Source organism: Hyalangium gracile (assembly GCF_020103725.1).
Taxonomy (GTDB): Bacteria; Myxococcota; Myxococcia; order Myxococcales; family Myxococcaceae; genus Hyalangium; species Hyalangium gracile.
In genome coordinates this window covers 168,478-188,779 of record NZ_JAHXBG010000016.1, presented here as the reverse complement: position 1 = coordinate 188,779, position 20,302 = coordinate 168,478, and the positions used below count along the sequence as shown (strand labels likewise).

General features: G+C 69.1%; 16 protein-coding genes. 12 read left to right on the top strand and 4 right to left on the bottom strand.

The genetic code is table 11. The features are described from left to right. Nucleotides 1-12: 12 nt before the first annotated feature. A complete protein-coding gene (gene ileS / locus KY572_RS29635) occupies nucleotides 13-3,744 on the bottom strand; it encodes an isoleucine--tRNA ligase (RefSeq protein ID WP_224246359.1) in 3,732 nt (1,243 codons plus the stop codon). Between the two features lie 222 nt (nucleotides 3,745-3,966). On the opposite strand from ileS, the gene KY572_RS29630 reads away from it, so the two are divergent. Then, nucleotides 3,967-5,343 (top strand): peptidoglycan-binding protein, encoded by a 1,377-nt coding sequence (locus KY572_RS29630; protein ID WP_224246358.1) that lies wholly within the window; start codon nucleotides 3,967-3,969, stop codon nucleotides 5,341-5,343. Nucleotides 5,344-5,413: 70 nt separating this feature from the next. Then, on the top strand, nucleotides 5,414-6,058 hold the full coding sequence (locus KY572_RS29625; protein WP_224246357.1) for a hypothetical protein: 645 nt from the start codon (nucleotides 5,414-5,416) through the stop codon (nucleotides 6,056-6,058). 69 nt (nucleotides 6,059-6,127) lie between these two features. Here KY572_RS29625 and KY572_RS29620 read toward each other — a convergent pair whose 3' ends face one another. Beyond that, nucleotides 6,128-7,201, bottom strand: coding sequence for an MBL fold metallo-hydrolase (locus tag KY572_RS29620; protein ID WP_224246356.1), 1,074 nt, complete (start codon nucleotides 7,199-7,201; stop codon nucleotides 6,128-6,130). Next, on the bottom strand, nucleotides 7,198-8,436 hold the full coding sequence (locus KY572_RS29615) for a zinc-dependent alcohol dehydrogenase (protein WP_224246355.1): 1,239 nt from the start codon (nucleotides 8,434-8,436) through the stop codon (nucleotides 7,198-7,200). The genes KY572_RS29620 and KY572_RS29615 overlap by 4 nt, the downstream gene beginning before the upstream one ends. A gap of 100 nt (nucleotides 8,437-8,536) precedes the next feature. On the opposite strand from KY572_RS29615, the gene ruvB reads away from it, so the two are divergent. The 7 genes from ruvB (at nucleotide 8,537) to KY572_RS29580 (ending at nucleotide 16,281) form a co-directional block, all read left to right on the top strand. Next, nucleotides 8,537-9,571 carry a Holliday junction branch migration DNA helicase RuvB gene (gene ruvB / locus KY572_RS29610; RefSeq protein WP_224246354.1) on the top strand — a complete coding sequence of 345 codons (1,035 nt, stop codon included), beginning with the start codon at nucleotides 8,537-8,539 and terminating at the stop codon, nucleotides 9,569-9,571. Nucleotides 9,572-9,587: 16 nt separating this feature from the next. Further along, nucleotides 9,588-11,078: a hypothetical protein gene (locus KY572_RS29605; protein WP_224246353.1), complete on the top strand. Its 1,491-nt coding sequence runs from the start codon at nucleotides 9,588-9,590 to the stop codon at nucleotides 11,076-11,078. Between the two features lie 439 nt (nucleotides 11,079-11,517). After that, nucleotides 11,518-12,462, top strand: coding sequence for a UDP-3-O-acyl-N-acetylglucosamine deacetylase (gene lpxC, locus KY572_RS29600; protein ID WP_224246352.1), 945 nt, complete (start codon nucleotides 11,518-11,520; stop codon nucleotides 12,460-12,462). Nucleotides 12,463-12,520: 58 nt separating this feature from the next. Beyond that, nucleotides 12,521-13,609 (top strand): DsbA family protein, encoded by a 1,089-nt coding sequence (locus KY572_RS29595; protein WP_317987917.1) that lies wholly within the window; start codon nucleotides 12,521-12,523, stop codon nucleotides 13,607-13,609. Between the two features lie 9 nt (nucleotides 13,610-13,618). Continuing rightward, complete coding sequence (locus KY572_RS29590; protein WP_224246350.1) at nucleotides 13,619-14,869, top strand: DUF4388 domain-containing protein; 1,251 nt, start codon at nucleotides 13,619-13,621, stop codon at nucleotides 14,867-14,869. Further along, nucleotides 14,866-15,591, top strand: a complete 726-nt coding sequence (gene pyrF, locus KY572_RS29585) for an orotidine-5'-phosphate decarboxylase (RefSeq protein ID WP_224246349.1) — start codon at nucleotides 14,866-14,868, stop codon at nucleotides 15,589-15,591. Before KY572_RS29590 ends, pyrF begins: the two co-directional genes overlap by 4 nt. A gap of 90 nt (nucleotides 15,592-15,681) precedes the next feature. After that, the gene (locus KY572_RS29580) at nucleotides 15,682-16,281 is read left to right on the top strand and encodes a hypothetical protein (protein ID WP_224246348.1); all 600 of its coding nucleotides are present in this window, start codon (nucleotides 15,682-15,684) and stop codon (nucleotides 16,279-16,281) included. Between the two features lie 56 nt (nucleotides 16,282-16,337). Here the strand turns inward: KY572_RS29580 and KY572_RS29575 are convergent, their stop codons facing one another. Further along, nucleotides 16,338-17,939 (bottom strand): leucyl aminopeptidase, encoded by a 1,602-nt coding sequence (locus KY572_RS29575; RefSeq protein WP_224246347.1) that lies wholly within the window; start codon nucleotides 17,937-17,939, stop codon nucleotides 16,338-16,340. A gap of 126 nt (nucleotides 17,940-18,065) precedes the next feature. On the opposite strand from KY572_RS29575, the gene KY572_RS29570 reads away from it, so the two are divergent. The 3 genes from KY572_RS29570 to KY572_RS29560 all read left to right on the top strand — a co-directional run bounded on the left by KY572_RS29570 (nucleotide 18,066) and on the right by KY572_RS29560 (nucleotide 20,301). Further along, on the top strand, nucleotides 18,066-18,959 hold the full coding sequence (locus tag KY572_RS29570) for a zinc dependent phospholipase C family protein (RefSeq protein ID WP_224246346.1): 894 nt from the start codon (nucleotides 18,066-18,068) through the stop codon (nucleotides 18,957-18,959). Nucleotides 18,960-19,108: 149 nt separating this feature from the next. Beyond that, the gene (locus tag KY572_RS29565) at nucleotides 19,109-19,888 is read left to right on the top strand and encodes a sulfite exporter TauE/SafE family protein (RefSeq protein WP_224246345.1); all 780 of its coding nucleotides are present in this window, start codon (nucleotides 19,109-19,111) and stop codon (nucleotides 19,886-19,888) included. After that, nucleotides 19,867-20,301, top strand: a complete 435-nt coding sequence (locus KY572_RS29560) for a hypothetical protein (protein ID WP_224246344.1) — start codon at nucleotides 19,867-19,869, stop codon at nucleotides 20,299-20,301. The genes KY572_RS29565 and KY572_RS29560 overlap by 22 nt, the downstream gene beginning before the upstream one ends. The last annotated feature ends 1 nt before the right edge of the window (nucleotide 20,302 follow it).

Here is a 20,302-nt window from a genome sequence, read left to right as displayed (position 1 = left end):
GGGAGGAGGGGCTCAGGCACGCTCCACGCGCAGGCGCGCGGGCAGACCGTTGAGGTTGAACTCCTCCTCCTTGCCGGTGAGGCCCTGGGGGCCGACGTTCAGCTCCGAGGCGAGCGTCTCGCGGGAGATGAGCTCCTTGGCCTCCTGCGCGACGCGGACCACCCGGGCGTCGCCATCCACCCAGAGGCGGATGCGGTCGGTGTAGCCGAGCGCCATGTCCTTGCGCGCCGCCTGCACGCGGGCGAGCAGCTCGCGCACCAGGCCCTCGTCCACCAGCGCCTCGGTGAGCTCGGTGTAGAGCACCACCACGCCCACGCCGGCTCCAGCGGCGGCATAGCCGGGGTTGGCCTCGACGAGCACCTCGAGGTCCTCGGTGGGGAAGACCATCCGCTCCTCGCCGACGGCGATGGAGACCATGCCCTTGAGCGCCAGCTCGCGCTGGAGGATGCGGCCATCGGCGGCATCGAACGCCTTGCGCACGGGAGCCAGCTTGGGCCCGAGCCTCCCGCCGACGGCGCGCAGGTTGGGCCGGACCTTGTAGCGCACGACGTCGGTCTCCTGGCCGGCCTCGAGGAAGCTCACCTCGTGGACGTTGAGCTCGTCGGCGATGAGGTCCTTGTAGACGGCGACGCGCTCCTTCAGCTCGGAGCGGGCGAGGATGACGTCCACGCGGGACAGGGGCTGGCGCACCTTGAGGCGGTTGTCCGTGCGGACCTTGAGGCCCAGGGAGACCAGCTCACGCACCGCGCCCATCTCCGCGGCGAGCCCCTCGTCGATGAGGCGCTCGTCGGGATCGGGGAAGCGGCCCAGGTGCACGCTCTCCGGCTGGGACGTCGGCCAGGGGCGGCGCACGAGGTTGATCCACATCTCGTCGGCGAAGAAGGGGACGAAGGGCGCCGCCATGGCGGCAATCGTCGTGAGCGCGTCGTACAGGGTGTAGTACGCGTCGAGCTTGTCCTGCTCCAGACCGGGCGCCCAGAAGCGGTCGCGCGAGCGGCGCAGGTACCAGTTGGAGAGCGCATCCACGAGCGCCACCAGCCGCTGGGCGGCCTCATACACCTGGTAGGTGTCGAGCGAGCGGGCGACGTCGCGCAGGGCGAGCTGGACCTCGGAGAGGATCCACCGGTCGAGCACGGTGCGGGACTTGGGATCGCGCCAGCCCTGGCTCTTGCGGATGGCGAGCCACGGCACCTCGGAGGAGTCGGGGTTGCCGTTGGCGGGCGAGAAGCCGTCGATGTTCGCGTAGATGGTGAAGAACGAGTAGACGTTGCGCAGCTTGACCTGGAAGTCCTTCTGCAGGAGCCGCACGTTGCTGAGCGAGTGGCGCGTGTTGGACCAGGTGGGGCTGGCGGCGAAGAAGAACCAGCGGAACGCGTCCGCGCCGGGAGCCTTGCTGGCGGGGTCCTTGACCGACACGCGCTCGGAGGCCGCCAGCCGGGGCACCTCCACGGGCATCACGTCCGCCCCCTTGGCCGAGGGCGCCACGCCCAGGGCCTCGAGGTCCTTCTTCGCGAGCAGCAGCACGCGCCGCTTGAGCTTCTTGTGGACCTTGAGGGTGAGGGTGAGGGCGGTGGCGGGCTGGTCGGGACGGAACACCTGCACCTTGGCGCCTTCCTGGAGGTCCAGGCCCTCGAGGTCCTCGCGAGCGATGAGCGCCTCGCCCGCGACGCCAGGGACGCCCGCGGCCTTGTCATCGAGCACGGCGAAGTCCATGCGGACCTCGTCGAGGATGATCTCGGGCGGGGTGTAGTTGCCCTTGGACTTGGACTCCTTCTTGCCCTCCTTGTCACCGACGTGGCCGAGCACGATGCAGCTCTTGTACGGGTGCGGCCAGCCGCGAGGCGGGGTGATGCCCAGGCGCTTCTGGGTCTCCTCGTCGAAGACGAGCGTGCTGATCATCAGCAGCGAGTAGAACCAGCCGCGCGTCTGGTCGATGGCCTCGGAGATGAAGTCGGCGGGGAAGGCCTGGGTGAACTTCTCCTTGGAGCCCGGGGCGTGGGGGTAGCCCCACTGCGCGAAGGGCATGCACCCCGAGTCGAACCACACATCGATGACCTCGGGCACGCGGGCGAAGCGGCCAGGGGTGCCGGGCTTCTCGTAGGTGATCTTGTCGACCCAGGGCTTGTGGACGATGAGGTGCTCGGTGCTGGAGGCGCCGGGCTTGTTGGCCATGAAGGCCTTGAGCTCGGCCTCGACGGCGGCGACGTTGTTGCCGGGCTTCTCGCGCAGGGCCTGGAGGGAGGGGATGGCCTCCACCTCACCGGTCTCCGAGTGGATCCACAGGGGCAGGGCGGTGCCCCAGTAGCGCTCGCGAGACAGGGCCCAGTCCACGTTGTTGGCGAGGAAGTCGCCGAAGCGGCCCTCCTTGATGTGGTCGGGGACCCAGTTGACGGCGCGGTTGTTGGCGATGGCCTGGTCCTTCACGGACGTGGTGCGGATGTACCAGGCGGGGCGAGCGAACTGGATGAGCGGGTCGTCATCGGCGCGCCAGCAGAACGGGTACTCGTGGCGGTACTGCTCCACGAGCACCATCAGGCCGCGCTCCTTGAGGGTGCGGGTGATGTCCTTGTCGGCGTCCTTGACGAACTTGCCGGTGAGGCCGGGGAAGTCCTCGGAGAAGGTGCCGTCCGTGCGGATGGCGCAGAACATCTCCAGGGCGTCGGGCCTGGTGAAGCGGGTGCGCTCGTGGCGGAAGGCCTCGTAGTCGTCCTCGCCGAAGGCGGGGGCGATGTGGACGATGCCGGTGCCGCTGGTGAGGGTGACGAAGTCCGCGGCGATGACGCGCCAGGCGGGCGAGTCGGAGCCACCAGCCTTGAGGGGCAGCTCGGTGGAGCCGGCGCGCTGGAAGTAGACGTCGAAGGGCGGGAAGTAGCGGCGGCCGACGAGCTGGCTGCCCTTCTGGGTCTCGAGGATGGGCAGGTCCTTCTTGAGCTTCTTGGCGAGCTCGTCGCGCAGGGCGGCGGCGATGATGAGCTTGCGCTCGCCGGCGTCGACGGTGACGTAGTCGACGTTGGGGTTGACGGCGGCGTACATGTTGGACGGGAGCGTCCAGGGCGTGGTGGTCCAGATGAGGAGCGCGGTGTCGGGCGAGCCCCTCAGGGGGAAGGCGACATAGGCGCTGGGGTCATCGACGGTGCGGTAGCCCATGCCGACTTCGCCGGAGCTGAGCGCGGTGCCGCCCTGGGGCCACCACCAGACGATCTTGTGGCCCTGGTAGAGCAGGCCCTTGCGGAACAGCTCGGCGAGCGCCCACCAGACGCTCTCCACGTAGCTGCGGTGGTAGGTGACGTAGGCCTCCTGGAGGTCGACCCAGAAGCCGATGCGCTCGGTGAGGCGCTCCCACTCGTTGGTGTAGCGGAAGACGGACTCGATGCAGCGCTGGGTGAAGGGCTCGACGCCGTAGCGCTCGATCTCGGCCTTGCCGTGGATGCGGAGCTCCTTCTCGACTTCCACCTCGACGGGCAGGCCGTGGGTGTCCCAGCCGGCCTTCCGGGGGACGCGGAACCCGCGCATGGTCTTGTAGCGGGGGAACAGGTCCTTGATGACGCGGGTGAGGACGTGGCCGTTGTGGGGCAGGCCGTTGGCGGTGGGCGGGCCCTCGTAGAAGACGAAGACGGGGGCGGAGTCCCGGCCCTGGAGCGTCTGCTCGAAGATCTTGCGCTCCTTCCAGAAGGCAAGGATGCGGCGCTCGTCGGCGGGGAAGTCGATCTCGTTGGGGACCGTGGCGAAGAGGGGCTGAGCCATGGCGGGACAGATAGCACCAGGGAGGCCCGGATGGGGGGCTTGTGTGAGCCCTCGGGGGTTGGATGGCTCCCCTGGAGGCTCCCGGTCAACCGAGACTGGGGGTGATGGCCTGGGAGGTACCCCGGTTACGGACGACCCATACGGTCAGTGGAACCCTGAAACATTTCGAGGATGATGTGTTCCACTACGCGGGGGCTCGCTTCGTGCCCCCAGGGGGACGTCATGTCGAACACCATCATTCCCAAGCTCATTGGCTTCGGTGTCAACGCGCTGGCCCGCAGTGGGGGAGACCCCGTGAAGGCAGTGCAGGACACGGTCAACACGGTCCGGCAGGCGACGGACACCTTCGCGGCGAACGTGCGAGCGCAGCAGGGAGGAGGAGTCCCGGGCCAGTCGTACCCCGGGGCACCGGCGGGGGAGCCGCTGGCCTCGACGCTGACGGACATCAACATCGGGGTGGAGGGGCAGACGCAGGATCCGGTGGGGCCGGAGAACAGCGCGCCGCACGGCGTGGAGGTGGTCCAGCGGTTCCTGGATCGGCTCGGCTACATGGAGATGGATGGACGGTCCTACGGCTTCTACGGGGACGAGACGCGCGCGGCCGTCGAGCAGTTCCAGCGGGACAACGGGCTGGAGGTGACGGGCATCGTGGACAACGCCACGCTGGAGATGATGACGCATCCGCATCCCCGGCCCGGCTACGGCATGCCGCGGACGGACGGGCACTTCGATCCGAACGGCACGGCGACGCTCCAGCAGCCACTGTTCGCGGAGGCGGCCAGCTTCTACGGGGAGCAGCTGGGGCTGCCCACGTCGGCGGCGATGATGCGGCTGGACGGCTCGACGGTGCAGAACTTCGAGAACGGCAGCCTGGTGATGGATCGGGAGGGCCGCATCCGCATCCTGAACGAGCAGGGGACGAACATGTTCACGCCGCCGGACTACGCGGCGGCGCAGGCGGAGGCGGGCAACCACTTCATCAACCAGATGTGGGGGGACACGGACGGGGACGGGAACCAGAACTGCGGCTACGCGTCGGCGAACATGGGGCTGAGCTACCTGGGAGTGCCGGGCTGGAGCCTGCAGGGCGTGAGCGAGGCGGATGGGTTCGCGTCGACGATGAGCCTGCGCGAGGCCGGGGCCAAGGGGACGGCGGACACCGACTACTCGACGCCGGGAGGCATCTACAAGGCGCTGACGACGCAGGCGATGCAGGAGGCGGGCGTACAGGTGGAGGTGTGGAAGAACGAGTGGAACGGCTCGCGCGAGGCGGACGTGGACAAGATGCGGTTGGCCTTCATGAATGGGGACAACCACACGGCGTTCGTGGTGGCGGGCAACCCGGACACGGGGTGGGGCGACGAGGCGGGGATGGACGCCCTGTACCGGGGCAATGACGTCTTCAACGGGGGGCACTTCGTGTCGGTGGTGGGCTACAACCCGGAGACGGACAAGTTCCTCGTGATGGACCCGATGGCGAACCAGCCCATCGAGGTGAGCGCCGAGGACATGGTCAAGTACATGGGGGACCAGAACGTGAGCACGGGCGAGGTGCTGCAGATCACCTACAACCCGCCCGCGAACTCGACGCAGCAGTAGGGGGCGGGAGCGATGCTGTCTTGAGGGGCTGCCCGAGGGGGGTGGCCCTTCGTCGTTTGGTGAGGGTTCCGTGAAGCCGCAATTCGAATGGGTCGGTCTCGAGAGATTGAAGGCGGTCTGCCAGCAGCATGGCCTTCCTGTAGAGATTCTTCCTCCAGAAGGAACCGTGCCTGCGCCCGGCGAAGGATTCCTAGGACAACCCTTCGATCCCCTCTTGTCTAGGCTCTATGCGGAAATGAGCGGAGCCATGCTTGGGGATTTTCAGATCTATCCATTTCGAGATATTGACAATGTGGTTCGACGTATCAACGAGGGGATGCGAATGCTTGGGGACGAGCCCTACGCGTCCTCGCTCGTGTTTGGACAGATTCCGCTCCTGGCATACTACCTGGCGACTGTTCCGCCTCTAGCGGATGCAAGTGGCATTCAGCCCGTCATCTTCATCAATGGTTATGAGGGAGATGAAGTATTGCCTGTCGCCTCCAACGTGGATGCATTCCTCTCGGTATTCTCAACATACTTGGAGCGAGCGGTGGCGGCCCCTGAGTTCAGTTTGGACGGTCGCATCCGGTTGCCATTCCCAAGGAGTGTTCTGGATGTCGTTGCCCGTGACCGAGCCCTGGTTGCGGCGATGTCCTCTGGTCAGTTCGACCGGTTGCTCAATACCGAGGAAAGCCGCGAGTGGGTAGCTCAAGTCATCGGGGCCGCGCGGTGAGGGAAGTGTCTGCGTCATAGGCACCGAAGAGATGCGGCGCACAAAGGAGCGGCGTATCCACTCGTCTTCTCATGCAGCCCGTCGTGCCGTAGCGGACGGGCGCACGTCACCGAAGTTCGGCGCGGGCAGCACCACCGTGGGTGACAGGCCCGGCGCCAGGATCGACGTCGTCAGTAGCGAGGACGGGTGGAAGTTCACGTACGCCCCCTCCACCATCGACGGCCCGGCGAACAGCTTCTCCACCACCATCGACGAGTACTGGTCCAGCGAGTGCTCGCGCGTGTTGCCGTTGAGCACCACCTCCAGCCCCATGTGCTCGGCGAAGCTCCGCACGCCTGGGATGCCGGACTGCAGCGGCGTGTAGCTCTCCGTCGCCACACCGTTCTCGCTCACCACGAACACCTCGCGGTCCGTCGCCACCGCCAGGGACATATTCCCCAAGGTATGCCCCGGCGTGGACAGGATCGCCGCTCCCGGCCCCAGCCACACATCCCCATCCAGCAGAATCACCCGGTCCTCGGGCACTCCCGCCGTGCCGTTCGGCACGTACCAGACCTCCTGCATCGGATGCAGGTTCCTCGCGCCCTCCCACTCGGCCCGCTGCACCAGCAGCTTCGCCCTCGGGAAGTACGCCGACGTCCCATCGCCTCCAAGCCACCCCCGCACGTCCTGGATGTGCAGGTGGTCGAAGGCCAGGTAGTCCACGTCCTCCGGCGTCAGCCCCAGCGCCGCCAGGTGGCTCTGCACCGAGCCGTGCCGCGTGGACATCACCTTGTCCGAGACGAAGTTCCCGTAGCGCTCGCGCAGGCTCCGGTAGAAGGGCGCCGCGTACCCGCGTTCGTAGTCGCTCGGGTTGAAGAGCAGCGTGCGCCGCTCCCCGTCCTCCATGAACTGAACCACCTGCATCCGGTTCGTCATCATCACGTACGGCGCCGGAGACAGCGCCGCCCCGCTGAACGCGAACTGCGTCGGGTACGGGAACGTGATGAGGTCGCACGTGGCCACCGCGGCCACTGGCCCGCCTGCCACGAAGGCCTCGCGCGCTTCCAACGTCGCGCGGCGCAGCTGCTGCAGGCGGAGTCCAGGCACGCGCTCGGCACGGGCCTCGGCGAGGGAGGGGAGGGGTCGAAAGGTCGAAGTCATGCGGTCACCGTCAGGTCGAAAGCCGTCTTCACGGACTGGTAGCGCCCACGAGCCAGGTTTGCCTCGATCGCTTCCTGGTATCGGGAGAGAGGGAAGGTGTGGGTGACGAGCACGGATGGATCCGGTCCCTCCCGGCGGGCCAGCAGCTCCAGTACCAGATCGAACGTGTGCTTGCGCTCCCCCCGGAAGCTCTCTGGCCCGTACACGTAGGAACCGAGCAGCGTCAGTTCATTACGCCACACCGTGGTCCAGTCCACCCGCTCCAGGATGCCCGCCGCTCCCACCAGCACCACCCGGCCCAGCGCCCGCGTGTACCTCAGCGAGTCCTGCACCGACGCCGCGCTCCCGATGCAGTCGATCGTCACCTCGAAGCCCCCCGTCAGCGCCACCGGCCCGATGACCGGCTTGTACACCCGCGCCCCCGTCACCCGGGCCACCTCCTGGGCCTCCGTCTCGTCATCCCGCACCCGGAACGCCTCATCCGCCCCGAGCTGCCGGGCGAGCTTCAGCTGGTACTCCTCCGTCGCCAGCAGCGTCACGTGGCTGCGGTGCCCCAGCGCCCGGATGGCCCACAGCGCCGCGAACGCCACCGGCCCGCCGCCAATCACCAGCACCCGGTCCTCGTCCTTCAGCCCGGCCTTGAGCACCGCGTGCAGGCTCACCGCCAGCGGCTCCACCAGCACTCCGGCCTTGTTCGACACCACCTGCGGCACCACGTGGAGCTGCGACGGGTGGGCCACCATCTCCGTGCCCATTCCTCCCGGCAGGTCCTTCTGGTAGCCGAGCATCTGCCCTGCCGCCAGGCAGCCGTCCGCCGTCCGCTCGCACCCGTTCTCCTGGCCCGATGCGCACGGCTTGCACGCCGGCTGGATGCCCCGCAGGCGACAGGGCAGCAGCGGGTTCACCGCCACGCGCTGTCCCACCTCCACGACTCGCGTCTCGGGGCCCAGCGCCGTCACCTCGGCGAGGATCTCGTGCCCCAGCACCGCCGGGAAGCTATTGAAAGGCTCCAGCTGGGGACTGGCCTTGAAGAAGAAGGTCGACATGTCCGAGCCGCACAGGCCCGCCAGCAGCGGCCGCAGGCGGACCCACTCGGGGCCCGGCGGAGTGGGGGAGGGCAACTCCCGCAGCGACAGACAGCTCCCCGCGCCGTAGTGCACCTTCGGGTACAGCCCTCCGATCCCCTTGGCGAGCACGTACTTGGGGATGGACAGATCGAAGACGAGACCCTTCACGTCGTGCGCTCCCTGGCCAGCCAGCCTGTGTGGCGCGCGAGTCTATCCCCGGGAGATGGACGACGACACACGCGCCGTTCTTGGTAGGGTGAACACTGCAATGGCTACGAAGCGCAAGTCCGAGACGCTGTCCGAGGAGGCCCTGGGGGATGACGTCCGCCTGGAGGCCTCGCTCCGACCCCGCACCTTCGAGGAGTACGTGGGGCAGGACGCCGTCGTCGAGAAGCTCAAGGTCTACGTGCGCGCCGCGGGCCACCGGAAGGACGCGCTCGACCACTGCCTGTTCTCCGGGCCTCCCGGCCTGGGCAAGACGTCGCTGGCCCACATCATCGCCTCCGAGCTCGGCGTGGGCATCCACGTCACCAGCGGCCCCGCGCTCGAGCGCAAGGGCGACCTGGCCGGCCTGCTCACCAACCTCAACGAGCGCGACGTCCTCTTCATCGACGAGATCCACCGCCTCAACGCCGCCGTCGAGGAGTATCTCTACCCCGCCATGGAGGACTTCCGGCTGGACATCACCATCGACACGGGCCCCGCCGCCCGAGCGATGAAGATCGATCTGCCGCCCTTCACCCTCATCGGCGCCACCACCCGCACGGGCCTCCTCACCTCACCGCTCCGGGACAGGTTCCAGATCCAGGAGCGCCTGGAGTACTACGAGCCCAGGCACCTGGAGCTCATCCTCAACCGCTCGGCGCGCATCCTCGGCATCCCCCTGGACCGCGACGCCAGCAAGGAGATGGCCACCCGCTCGCGCGGCACGCCCCGCATCGCCAACCGCCTGCTGCGCCGGCTGCGAGACTTCGCCCAGGTGGAGGGCGAGGGCCGCATCACCCAGGAGCTGGCCCGTAGCTCGCTGGATCGGCTCGGGGTGGACGCCAGCGGCCTGGACGCCATGGATCGGAAGATCCTGCTGACCATCATCGAGAAGTTCGGCGGCGGCCCGGTGGGCGTGGAGACCATCGCCGCCAGCGTGGGCGAGCAGCGCGACACCATCGAGGACGTGTACGAGCCCTTCCTGCTCCAAGAAGGCTTCCTCCAGCGCACCCCCCGAGGCCGCATGGCCACCCACCGAGCCTACGGTTATTTCAAGAAGGCCCCCCCTCCCGCCTCACCTCAGGGCAGCCTCTTCTGATAGGGATCTCCCCACGATGAGCCAGGTACGCGCGAAGGAGCCTTCCCAGACGACGCCCCGCGTCGCCCGGGACTTCTACGCGGATCTGGTACGCACCTCGCAGGGCTCCCGTGTCGGCGTCCTCGCCGAGCGCGAGCGCTGGCTGCGCGGCGTCAGCATCGAGGGCCGCGAGGAGCAGCTCTTCGAGTTCGAGATGCTCCTGCGTGGCGTGGAGCGCTACTTCAACCTCCACAACGTGGTGGTGGACTCCCAGGAGCGCCCCCTCGTCACCCGGGACTTCCACGAGGAGCTCGAGGACGTCCGCGACGCCATCCACCGCGCCATCCGCATCGGCCGCCGCCTGCTGGATCCGGACTCGGACTCCAAGCGCGTCTTCCGCAAGTACGTGGAGACCCAGCTCGCCGATGACCGCGTCCGCCGCGCCTTCATCGAGGAGGAGCTCGACCAGGAGACCCCCCAGGAGAGCCTCTTCGTCCTGCGCGAGGCCTTCGAGTCCCTGCGCAACCTCATCGATCACCTGCTCAAGCTGCCCGTGTGCGGCCTGGCCCTCTTCACCGACGTGGGCAACCTGGCCCTGCGGGAGATCGTCCTCAACCGCTACTTCCGCCCCTTCCGGCCGCTCGAGTTCCGCATCGAGTACGACCGTCTCCGCTCGGTGCGCGTCCTCGAGCTGCTCGCCAGCCAGCCGCAGGACATCCGCGCTCCCTTCACCGTCGCCTTCCTCGGCCTCTTCCGCCTGCTGCGCTACCTCTCCTATGTGGGCCGGGAGGGGGACGACTCCACGCCCCGGCGCGCGCGCGTGGTGCTCGCCCTGGTGCGCAGCGAGGCCGTGAGCCTGATGGGCTTCCTTCGCAACGAGCTGGCCACCCAGGTGGGCCCCAAGCGCCTGAAGGCCGCCAGCCTCCGCGCCGCGCGGGACATCGCCAAGGAGACCAACCGCATCGCCCGCGAGGTGCTCGTCGATCTGGAGGCCCATCCGGACGCGCCCATGAAGGCCGCCATCGCCTTCACCGCGCTCTTCCGCGCCCAGGTGGTGGCCCTGGTGGAGGCGCTCGAGCCCGGAGCCGCCACCGGCGAGGAGGCCTTCCAGCAGCTGGTGGCCCAGGAGTCCATGGCCTGGCGCCTGCGCAAGGATCTGTGGGTCTTCGGCCAGCTGTGCCGCGGCACCGAGCTGGCGCTGCGCTCGGAGGATGTGGCCGCCGCGGAGGCGGCCCTCTCGGCCTTCAAGTCCTTCCTGAGCTACTTCCAGGACGTGAGCTACCAGCTGCTGCGCTACTCGGACTACGAGGCCTTCGACCGCTTCGCCGCGCTCCTCGTGGAGCTGCCCTGGCCGCCCGAGGGCCCCAGCATCCGCCAGCGGCTCGCCGAGGACCTTCGCCAGTTCACGCCGACGCTGGAGCACACCTTCACCTCGGTCAGCCGCCGCGTCGCCCTCCAGGGCCGATCCTTTGATCGCAAAGAAGCCGAGGCCCTCCGGGATCGCTTCCTGGCGCCCGCCAGCCGCTGAGCGCTTCCCTCGCGAATCACTCCCAGTGCTGGGGCTCCCAACTGGAGGAGCGATTGCCTCCAACCGGTCCCTTGCGCTATGGACCCGCCGCATTGCATCACGGGCAGGTGTCCACCAGGTCACAAGTCCGGGGTGTCTGGGCGAGGATTTCCGGACACGGATGTCACGGTCGGGGGCGGAGGGACCCAGTGAGTTGAGGGGGAAGGCCGCGCGCAGCACGCAGTCGCTGCGCCAGGATGGGAGAAATCCCTGGAGTTTCAGGGGTTTGAGTGGAATCCCTGCGGCACGTTGGAATGGGTGGGGTTACAGGCAGGGTGGCATGGGGCTTGCTCTCGTCAGTGCGGCGTTTCAGATCCAGAAGTGAACGTTTCGGGCCCGTAGCCAGGGCCCGGGCGGTAAGACAGGCCGTAGCGAGCAGCGTGAGAGAGGCGACACCGCAATGCCTTTGTTCCCCGACTACCAGCGCACCATCTCAGAGCCCGTCTCCTGCAAGGGCGTAGGGCTCCACTCGGGCGTTCCGGTGAACCTCACGCTGTGGCCGGCTCCGGCCGATCACGGCATCGTCTTCGTCCGCACGGACCTGGCGGGGCAGGTCGCCATCCCGGCGCGCTCCGAGTTCGTGGTGGACACCGCGCTGGCCACCACCCTGGGCAAGGACGGCGTGAAGGTGGGCACGGTGGAGCACCTGCTGTCGGCGCTGGCGGGGCTGGGCATCGACAACGTGCGCGTGGAGCTGGATGGCCCCGAGGTGCCCGTCATGGACGGCAGCGCCGAGCACTTCGTGCAGATGGTGACGAGCGTGGGCGTGCGCGAGCTGGAGGGGCGGCGCAGCTACCTGGTCATCAAGAAGCCCGTCACCGTGACGGAGGGCGACAAGGAGGCCTCGCTGGTCCCCGCCCGCCGCTTCGGCGTCAGCTGCACCATCGACTTCAAGCACCCGCTCATCTCCAGCCAGTCCTTCGAGCTCGAGCTGAGCGACCGCTGCTTCTCCGGGGAGATCTCCCGCGCGCGCACCTTCGGCTTCCTGCGGGACGTGGAGATGCTCAAGAAGCTGGGGCTGGCGCGCGGCGGCTCGCTGGACAACGCCATCGTCGTGGACGAGTCCTCCATCCTCAACCCGGACGGGCTGCGCTTCCCGGACGAGTTCGTGCGGCACAAGATCCTCGACGCCATCGGGGACGTGTCCCTCTTCGGGCGGCCCGTCATCGGCCACCTGAAGGTGTTCAAGACGGGGCACGCGCTCAACCACAAGCTGGTGCAGAAGGTGCTGTCGGACCCGAGCTGCTACGAGCTCGTCCAGGGCCGGCCGGCGGACGTGGAGCGAGCAGAGGTGCGCCTGCCCGAGCTGGCGAGCGGACGGGACCTGGAGCCGCTGGTCGCCTGATCGGAAGTTTCTTTTGCGAGGCACTGGACACCTCGATTAAGACGCCGGACCCATGTCCATGCGTCCCTCCCGAATTGTCCTTGCCGCGCTCCTGGCGGCCTCTTTCGCCGCCGGCTGCAACAAGCAGACGACGCCCGCGGCCAATCCCACCACCACCGCCGCTGGCGCCTCCGGGGCTCAGTGCGATCTGCCTCCGGAGCAGGTCGTCGCCACCTACAAGGTGGATGGCGCCGAGCAGAAGGTCACCTACGGTGAGCTCGCTGGCCGCATCGGGCCGCAGCTGATGGACCTCGAGAAGCGCAAGCAGGAGATGATCAAGCGCGGCCTCGAGGGCTACGTGATCGAGAAGCTCGTGCAGGCGGAGGCCAAGAAGCGCGGCCTGGCCAACGAGGACGCGCTGCTCAAGGCCGAGGTGGAGGACAAGGTCGCCCAGCCGGGCGACGACGAGATCAAGAAGATCTTCGAGCAGGCCAAGGCCTCCGGCCAGCTGCCCCCCGAGGTGACGGTGGAGCAGGTCAAGCCCGAGATCGTCAAGATGCTCACCGAGCAGACCCGGCGCGAGAAGGCGCAGGCCCTGTTCACCGACCTGAAGAGCAAGGCGGACGTGCAGATCTCCCTGCCCGAGAAGCGCGTGCAGGTGGCGGCCACCGGTCCGTCGAAGGGCCCGGAGAACGCTCCGGTCACCATCGTGGAGTTCAGCGACTTCCAGTGCCCGTTCTGCAGCCGCGCCAAGAACACCGTGGACGAGGTGGTGAAGAGCTACGGCGACCAGGTCCGCCTGGTGTTCCGCCACTTCCCGCTGAGCTTCCACAAGGAGGCGCCCAAGGCCGCCGAGGCCTCCGCGTGCGCCGCGGACCAGAACAAGTTCTGGGAGTACCACGACAAGCTGTTCGCCAATCAGCAGGCGCTCACGGTGGATGACCTGAAGAAGCACGCCGCGGACCTCGGCCTGGACACCGCTCGCTTCAACGAGTGCCTGGACTCCGGCAAGAAGGCCGAGCTGGTCAAGAAGGACATGGCCGATGGCGAGAAGGTGGGGGTCAGCGGGACCCCAGCCTTCTTCATCAACGGCATCGTCCTGTCGGGCGCGGTGCCCGCCGAGGAATTCAAGACCATCATCGATTCCGAGCTGAAGAAGAAGAAGTAGACTGGAAGCGTGGCACCTCCACGCCCCAAAGCCACTCCTCGCATCACCGGTGAGTCGGCCGCTCTCGAGCTCGAGCGGCCGCTCACCGTCGGCATGTCGCCGACCCGTCCCTACGCGGCGCATTTTCACTCGCCCGAAGGGATGATCCTCCTCAGAGAGCCACCGGATCTGATCGGCTTCTTCGCCGGCAATCTGGGCTCGCTCTTCATGGAGGATGTCTTCTCCTACGTCCTGTCGGGCATCCGCAGCGGACAGCTCATCGTCCAGCACGGGCCGCTGCGCCGCACGGTGACGTTCCGGGACGGGCAGGTGGTGTTCGCCACCTCCACCGAGCGCTACGAGCGGCTGGGCGCCGCGCTCGTGCAGCTCGGGCTGCTCACCTCGGATCAGCTCACCCGCGCGGTGAGCCTGGTGACGCCCACGCGGCGCATCGGCCAGGTGCTCACCACCGAGGAGATGGTCTCCGAGGCCAACCTCTACAACGCCATGACGTTCCTGGTGCGCGAGGTGGTGCTGAACCTCTTCGAGATGATGGAGGGCAGCTTCCTCTTCCTGGAGGCCCAGGCGCCGGTGAGCGACGTCGTCAAGCTGCCCGAGCGCACCAAGGATCTCGTCATCCAGGGCATCAAGCGCGGCGAGGCGACCAACCGGCTGCGCCGCCAGTTCCCGGATGACCTGCGGCTGCGGGTGGGCAAGGGCGGCTTCGCGCCGGGAGAGGAGGCGCTGGCCGCCAAGGCCCGGCCGGGCGTGACGTTGAAGGAGCTGCGCGCCGCGTACGAGGGCAGCCTCCACGCCTTCTTCACCTGGGTGGAGGAGCGCGTGCGCGGGGGCTCGCTCGTCGTCGAGCCCGAGGCGCCGCCACCCCAGCCGAAGGCCGAGCCCTCGGCCACGATGGACATGATGGCCTCGGAGATGCTCGGCCCCGAGGAGCGCTACAACCTGCTGCTCTCGCTGGTGTTCCGCGCCGTCCAGGAGATGGGCCGCGACGTGGGCATGTTCCAGGGCTTCCTCAAGTCGCCTCCCGCGGGGCTGGAGGACGCGTATGCCAGCGTGCTGCTCGACGCGGAGGGCCGCGTGGACGTGGAGCAGATCCGCCGCAACGTGGCGTGCGGAGACGAGGCGCTCTCTCGCGCGCTGACCTTGGAGGCGCTCGACGCGTTCGTGTCCTATGCGCTCTTCTCCGCGCAGAACGTGCTACCGAAGGATCTCGCGGACCAGCTGGCGCTGACCTACCGCGCCCTCCAGGAAGGACTGACGTGAGCACTTCTCCCGCCGCCCGTGAGCGGCTCGCCCTCGCCGCGGATCTGCCGCTGGAGCAGGGCCTCTCCTTGTACTCGCGGGTGGCGCCGCACATGGGCTACGCCAAGGTGGGGCTCTCGCTCTTCGTCGAGCATGGCCCGGCGGCCGTGGCGGCGTTCCAGAAGCTCGGCGCCAAGGTGTTCCTCGATCTGAAGCTGCACGACATCCCCAACACCGTGGAGCTGGCGGCCGCTCGCGCCGGAGCGCTCGGAGTGGCGCTGCTCACCGTCCATGCGGCGGGCGGCAAGGCCATGCTCGAGGCCGCGGTGCGCGGCGCTCGCGAGGGCGCCAGGGCCCAGGGCCACGCGCCTCCCAGGGTGCTGGCGGTGACGGTGCTCACCTCGCTGTCCGCCGAGGACGTGGCGGCGGTGGGGCTCACCGGCACTCCGGAGGCGGCGGCCCAGCGGCTGGCGCGGCTCGCCGTGGACGCCGGGGTGGATGGCCTGGTGTGCTCGCCTCGCGAGGCGGAGGGCCTGCGTCGCCTGCTCGGTCCCTCGCCCTTCCTGTGCACCCCGGGCATCCGGCCCGCGGGCGCGGAGAAGGGGGACCAGGCCCGCGCGGAGACGCCGGCCTTCGCGATCCGGGCCGGAGGGGATCTGCTCGTGGTCGGCCGACCCGTGCACACCGCGGTGGATCCGGTGGCCGCCGCCCGGGCGATCGCCGACGAAGTTTCCGCCGCCTGACAGGAGGCCCACCTCCCACGACAGCCCCACTGGCCGCACACGCGGCCCGTGCCCACGTTTGCGATCAGGCTTGGGGTTGGGGGTGGGGACATGGGTCGGTTGGGTTGGCTGGGCTTGGGCGTGGTGGCGCTGTGCACGGCGTGTGGGGCCTCGCGCTCCTCGGTGAAGGGGCCGCGGGTGGCTCAGGAGGCGCAGGCCGCGAAGGCCACCCTGGCCGCGGAGGACCACGCCTCCTCGACGCGCCGCTACGTGGATGAGGATCTGGGCTTCGAGATCGTCCGGCCCACCGCGGAGTGGCAGCTCGACGAGACGGAGGAGCAGAACTCTCCCGAGGGGATGGCCATCCCCGTCGTCCTCAAGCACCGCACCAGCGGCGCCCAGGTGGTGCTCCAGGTGGCTCCCGCCGTGGCCACTCCCACCCAGTTCGCCGAGCGGCTGAACCAGGGCCTGCGCGAGCAGCCGGGCTTCGTCGCCTCGGATCCGGAGCCGCTCCCGCTGTCCGACAGCGCGGTGGGCTTCAACTTCCAGGTGGGCGAGGACGTGTACGGCCGCGTGGCGGTGACGGAGGGCAGCCCTGGCCGGGTCTTCATGATGCTCGCCACGTGGCCGGCGGAGTCCTCGTCGGAGGACGTCACGCGCAGCGTGGAGGCCCTCTTCGGCGCCGTGCGTCCCATTCCGGAGCGCGGCTAGTCTGGCACGGAGGGGTGAGGCGCGAGGTCCTCACCCCATCCGGCGTACAGCGGCTCTCAGGCGCGGGCCGTCTTGCTCCGGGCCTTGCCCTTGGCGGGCCTGGCGGCAGCGGCAGTCTCCCGCGCCGGCTCCTGCTCGGGCGAGGCCGCGCGCTGCCGCACGAACTCGACGAGCGTGCGCACGCCGACGCCCGTGGCGCCCTTGTTGAAGTAGCCGCGCTCCTTGGGGCTGGTGGACGGGCCGGCGATGTCCAGGTGCACCCACGGCGTGTCGCCCACGAACTCCTTGAGGAACAGGGCCGCGTTGATGGCGCCGCCCCAGCGCTCGCCCGAGTTCTTCATGTCCGCCACCTCCGAGCGCAGCGCGTCCTTCTGCAGCTCCGTGACGGGCATGCGCCACAGCTCCTCGCCCGCCGCCTTCGCCGCCGACAGCACCTGCTCCACCGTGGCGTCGTGATCGCCGAACGCGCCGACGATGTAGTTGCCCAGGGCAATCACGCAGGCGCCCGTCAGCGTGGCCAGATCGATGATGGCCGCCGGCTTGTGCTCGACGGCCCAGGTGAGGATGTCGCCCAGCACCAGCCGCCCCTCGGCGTCCGTGTTGGTGATCTCCACCGTCTTGCCCAGGCGCGAGGTGAGGATGTCGCCCGGCCGGTACGCGGTGCCCGAGGGCATGTTCTCGCACGCGCCGATGAAGGCGTGGACGGGGAAGGGCGGCTGCAGCTCGCCGATGACGCGCATGGCCGCCAGCACCGCCGCCGAGCCCGCCATGTCCGTCTTCATCTCCACCATCGAGTCGGCCGGCTTGAGCGACAGGCCGCCCGAGTCGAACGTGATGGCCTTGCCCACCAGCGCCACCGGGGCGCGCCTGGCGTCCTTGGGGTTCTTCGGCACGTAGGAGAGGTGGATCAGCTTCGGCTCGTGGGCGCTGCCCTGCGCCACGCCCAGGAACATGCCCATCCGCAGCCGCTCGATCTCCCGGCGCCCGCCGATGGTGGCCTTCAGGCCCGCCGCCTTCGCTACCTCCTGGGCCGCCTGGGCCAGCCGGTCCGGGTGCACCACGTTGGCCGGCTCGTTCACCAGGTCTCGCGCCCAGTTGGTGGCCTGCGCCACGTCGCGGCCCAACTCCACCGCCTCCTCGAGCTCCGCGCCCTGGCTCGCGCCCTGGGGCAGCACCAGCCGCACCGCGCCCAGCCCCGGCGCCTTCTTCTCTTCCTTGCCGCCGGTCGTCTTGTACCGGTCGAACTTGTACACGCCCAGCATCAGCCCCTCGACGATGGCGCGCACGGCCACCGGAGCGGGAGCCGTCTCCGGGACGACGAAGGTGAGCTCGGTCAGCTTGAGCTTCTGGGCCATCTTCGCGGCGCGTCCGGCCGCCAGCCGCAGCACCTCGGGCGTCGTCCTGGCGCGAGCGCCCAGGCCCAGCAGCATCACCCGCTCGGCCTGCAGCCGACCCAGCGTGTGGAGCACCAGGGACTGATCCGCCTTACCCTTGAAGCCCTCCTGGGTCGCGGCGGCGCGCAGCTTGCCGTCCAGGGCCTTGTCGGCGTCCACCAGCGCGGCGGGCGCGGAGTCCCCGAGGTCTCCATCGAGCAAGGGAATGACGAGCATGGCGCCGCCTGCCCGCACGGCGTCACCCGGGACGAAGCTGAAGTTCATGGTGAGGATGTACTCCTGGGGGTAGGAAAAACGGCGCGGACTGTAGCGCCGCCCTTGTTGGTCTCAAAGCTTCGGCTTCACGTGAACGTTGCATTGACGCGTCGCGCTGGGTAGCTCTTACCGCGTATGCCCACGCTGCTGCTGCACCTGACCGCCATCGAGCAGCTCGCCGCCCACCCGGGCAACCTGCCACCCGACATCGCACGGGCCCTTGCCGAGGATCTGCCCTATGCCCGCTTCGGCGCGGCGCTGCCGGATCTACCGGTCTGCGAGGGGCTACGGGGCGGCCTGTCGGCGCTGCTGCCCGAGAAGGATCTGCCGCCCTTCGCGCGGCTGTACCACGAGCGCGCGCCCGTGGGGCTGGGGCTGAAGATGGGCGAGCTGGTGGCCACCGGCGCCCTGGTGGGCACCGAGCCCGGCCTGGCGGTGCTGGCCGGCTACTTCACGCACCTGTGCCTGGATCGGCGGCTGCACCCGGAGGTGGATCGGCTCGTGGCGCGCCACAAGCGCAAGGAGGAGTCGGTGCTGGACGCCCACCGGCAGCTCGAGTGGGCGCAGACGCTCTTCTATCTGCGCGAGCTGCACGGCATGGAGATCCTCGGCACCCCGCGCCTGCGCGAGCGCTTCCAGGTCATCAAGAGCGCCAGCTTTCCCTACCGGGGCATCGGCCGCGGCATCTACGAGCTCGTCCGGCTGTCCTCGCAGGAGCGGGTGGGGCAGGCTCCCACGAAGGCGCAGGTGGACGGGTGGGTGCGGGGGCTCTACCTCATGGGGATGGTGCTCTCCAGCCCGCTGGGGCGGACCCGAGCGCTGCCGGCCTACTCGCAGCTGAGCTTCCACGAGCTGTACCGGCATGACGGCTTCGACTTCGCCGCCGAGGTGGACGCCGCGCTGGAGCAGACGCGAAGCATCCTCCGTCGCCTGCTGGCCTACATGACTCGCGGCACGTTCACGCCGCGTACGCGCGCGCGTTTTCTCGAGGAGTTCCCCGAGGGCACCATCGGCGCCTACGCCGCCTGATCCGGCGTCTGCGTTGCCCGCTGCCGAACGTTCGCGCTGGCCTCGAGTCCAAGAGGCGAGCTCGAGGTCAGCGGCCGACCAGGCGAGCACTGGGGGCCAGGGGGAATGCCGCTATCCGAACCCGGATCGCGCCCCTATCCTCCTGGAGAATGACGGTCTTCCTCCTCATCGCCGCGGGTGGTCTCGCGGGCCTGACGGGCGCGCTGCTCGGTATCGGCGGTGGGGTGGTGTTGGTGCCGGCGCTGGTGTTCGGCTTCCACCTGCCGCTGGAGGAGGCGGTGCCCGCGAGCCTCATGTGCGTGGTGGCCAGCTCGTGCGCCTCCGCGGCCAGCTACGTGGACAACCGCCTGAGTGACATCCGCCTGGGGCTCTCGCTGGAGCTGGCCACCGTGGTCGGCGCCATCGCCGGAGGCCTGGTGGCGGCCTACCTGGCTCCGGCCATGGTCGCGGTGGTGTTCGGCTTCTTCACCCTCTATGTCGCCCTGCAGATCCTCCTGGTGCGCTCGCGCCGCGAGGAGCCGGTGACGACGGGGTACACCCCGGTGAACTACCCGCTGGGCGTCTCCGGCTCGTTCGTGGCGGGCGGGCTGTCGGCGCTGCTGGGTGTCGGCGGCGGGCCGCTGAAGGTGCCGCTGATGAGCTATGGGATGCGGGTGCCCTTCAAGGTGGCCAGCGCCACGAGCAACCTGATGATCGGCGTGACGGGGGCCGCGAGCGTGGCCTCCTACGCCTGGCGCGGACACGTGAAGCTGGCGCTCGTCTCGCCCCTGATCGTGGGCGTGCTCGGGGGGGCCTATCTCGGGAGCCGGCTGATGCCGCGCGTGCCCACGGCGGTGCTCAAGAAGCTCTTCGCCCTGGTGCTGCTCCTGGTGGCGACGCAGATGTTCTGGAAGGGAGGGGAGGGACTGTGGCCGAGCGTGTGGAAGTGAGCGAGGCCGCGGCACCGACGCCTCCGCCCATGGAGGCGGTGGCCAAGGCGAACGCGGTGGTGACGGAGACGGAGACTCCAGCGGCGGTGCCCGCGCAGGCCCCGGCGAGGCTCGGACGCGCGATGGCGGGGGAGCGGTGGATCGCCCGCATCCTCCGAGGCGGCGCGCTGATCAGCGGCAGCATGTTCCTCGCGTCGCTGGGCCTGGAGGTGCTGCCCCAGTCCGAGGCGGTGCACGTGGCCATCGACACCCTGCGCAAGGGCGCGGCCTCGCTGCTGCTGGTGACGCCGGTGGCGCGGCTGGTGGTGGCTGGCACCATGCTCGGGCTGCGCGGCGAGTGGCGCTACACGCTCTACGCCGCGGGCGTGCTCGGGCTGCTGGCCATCGCGGTGGGTGCCGGCATCAGCGCCTGAG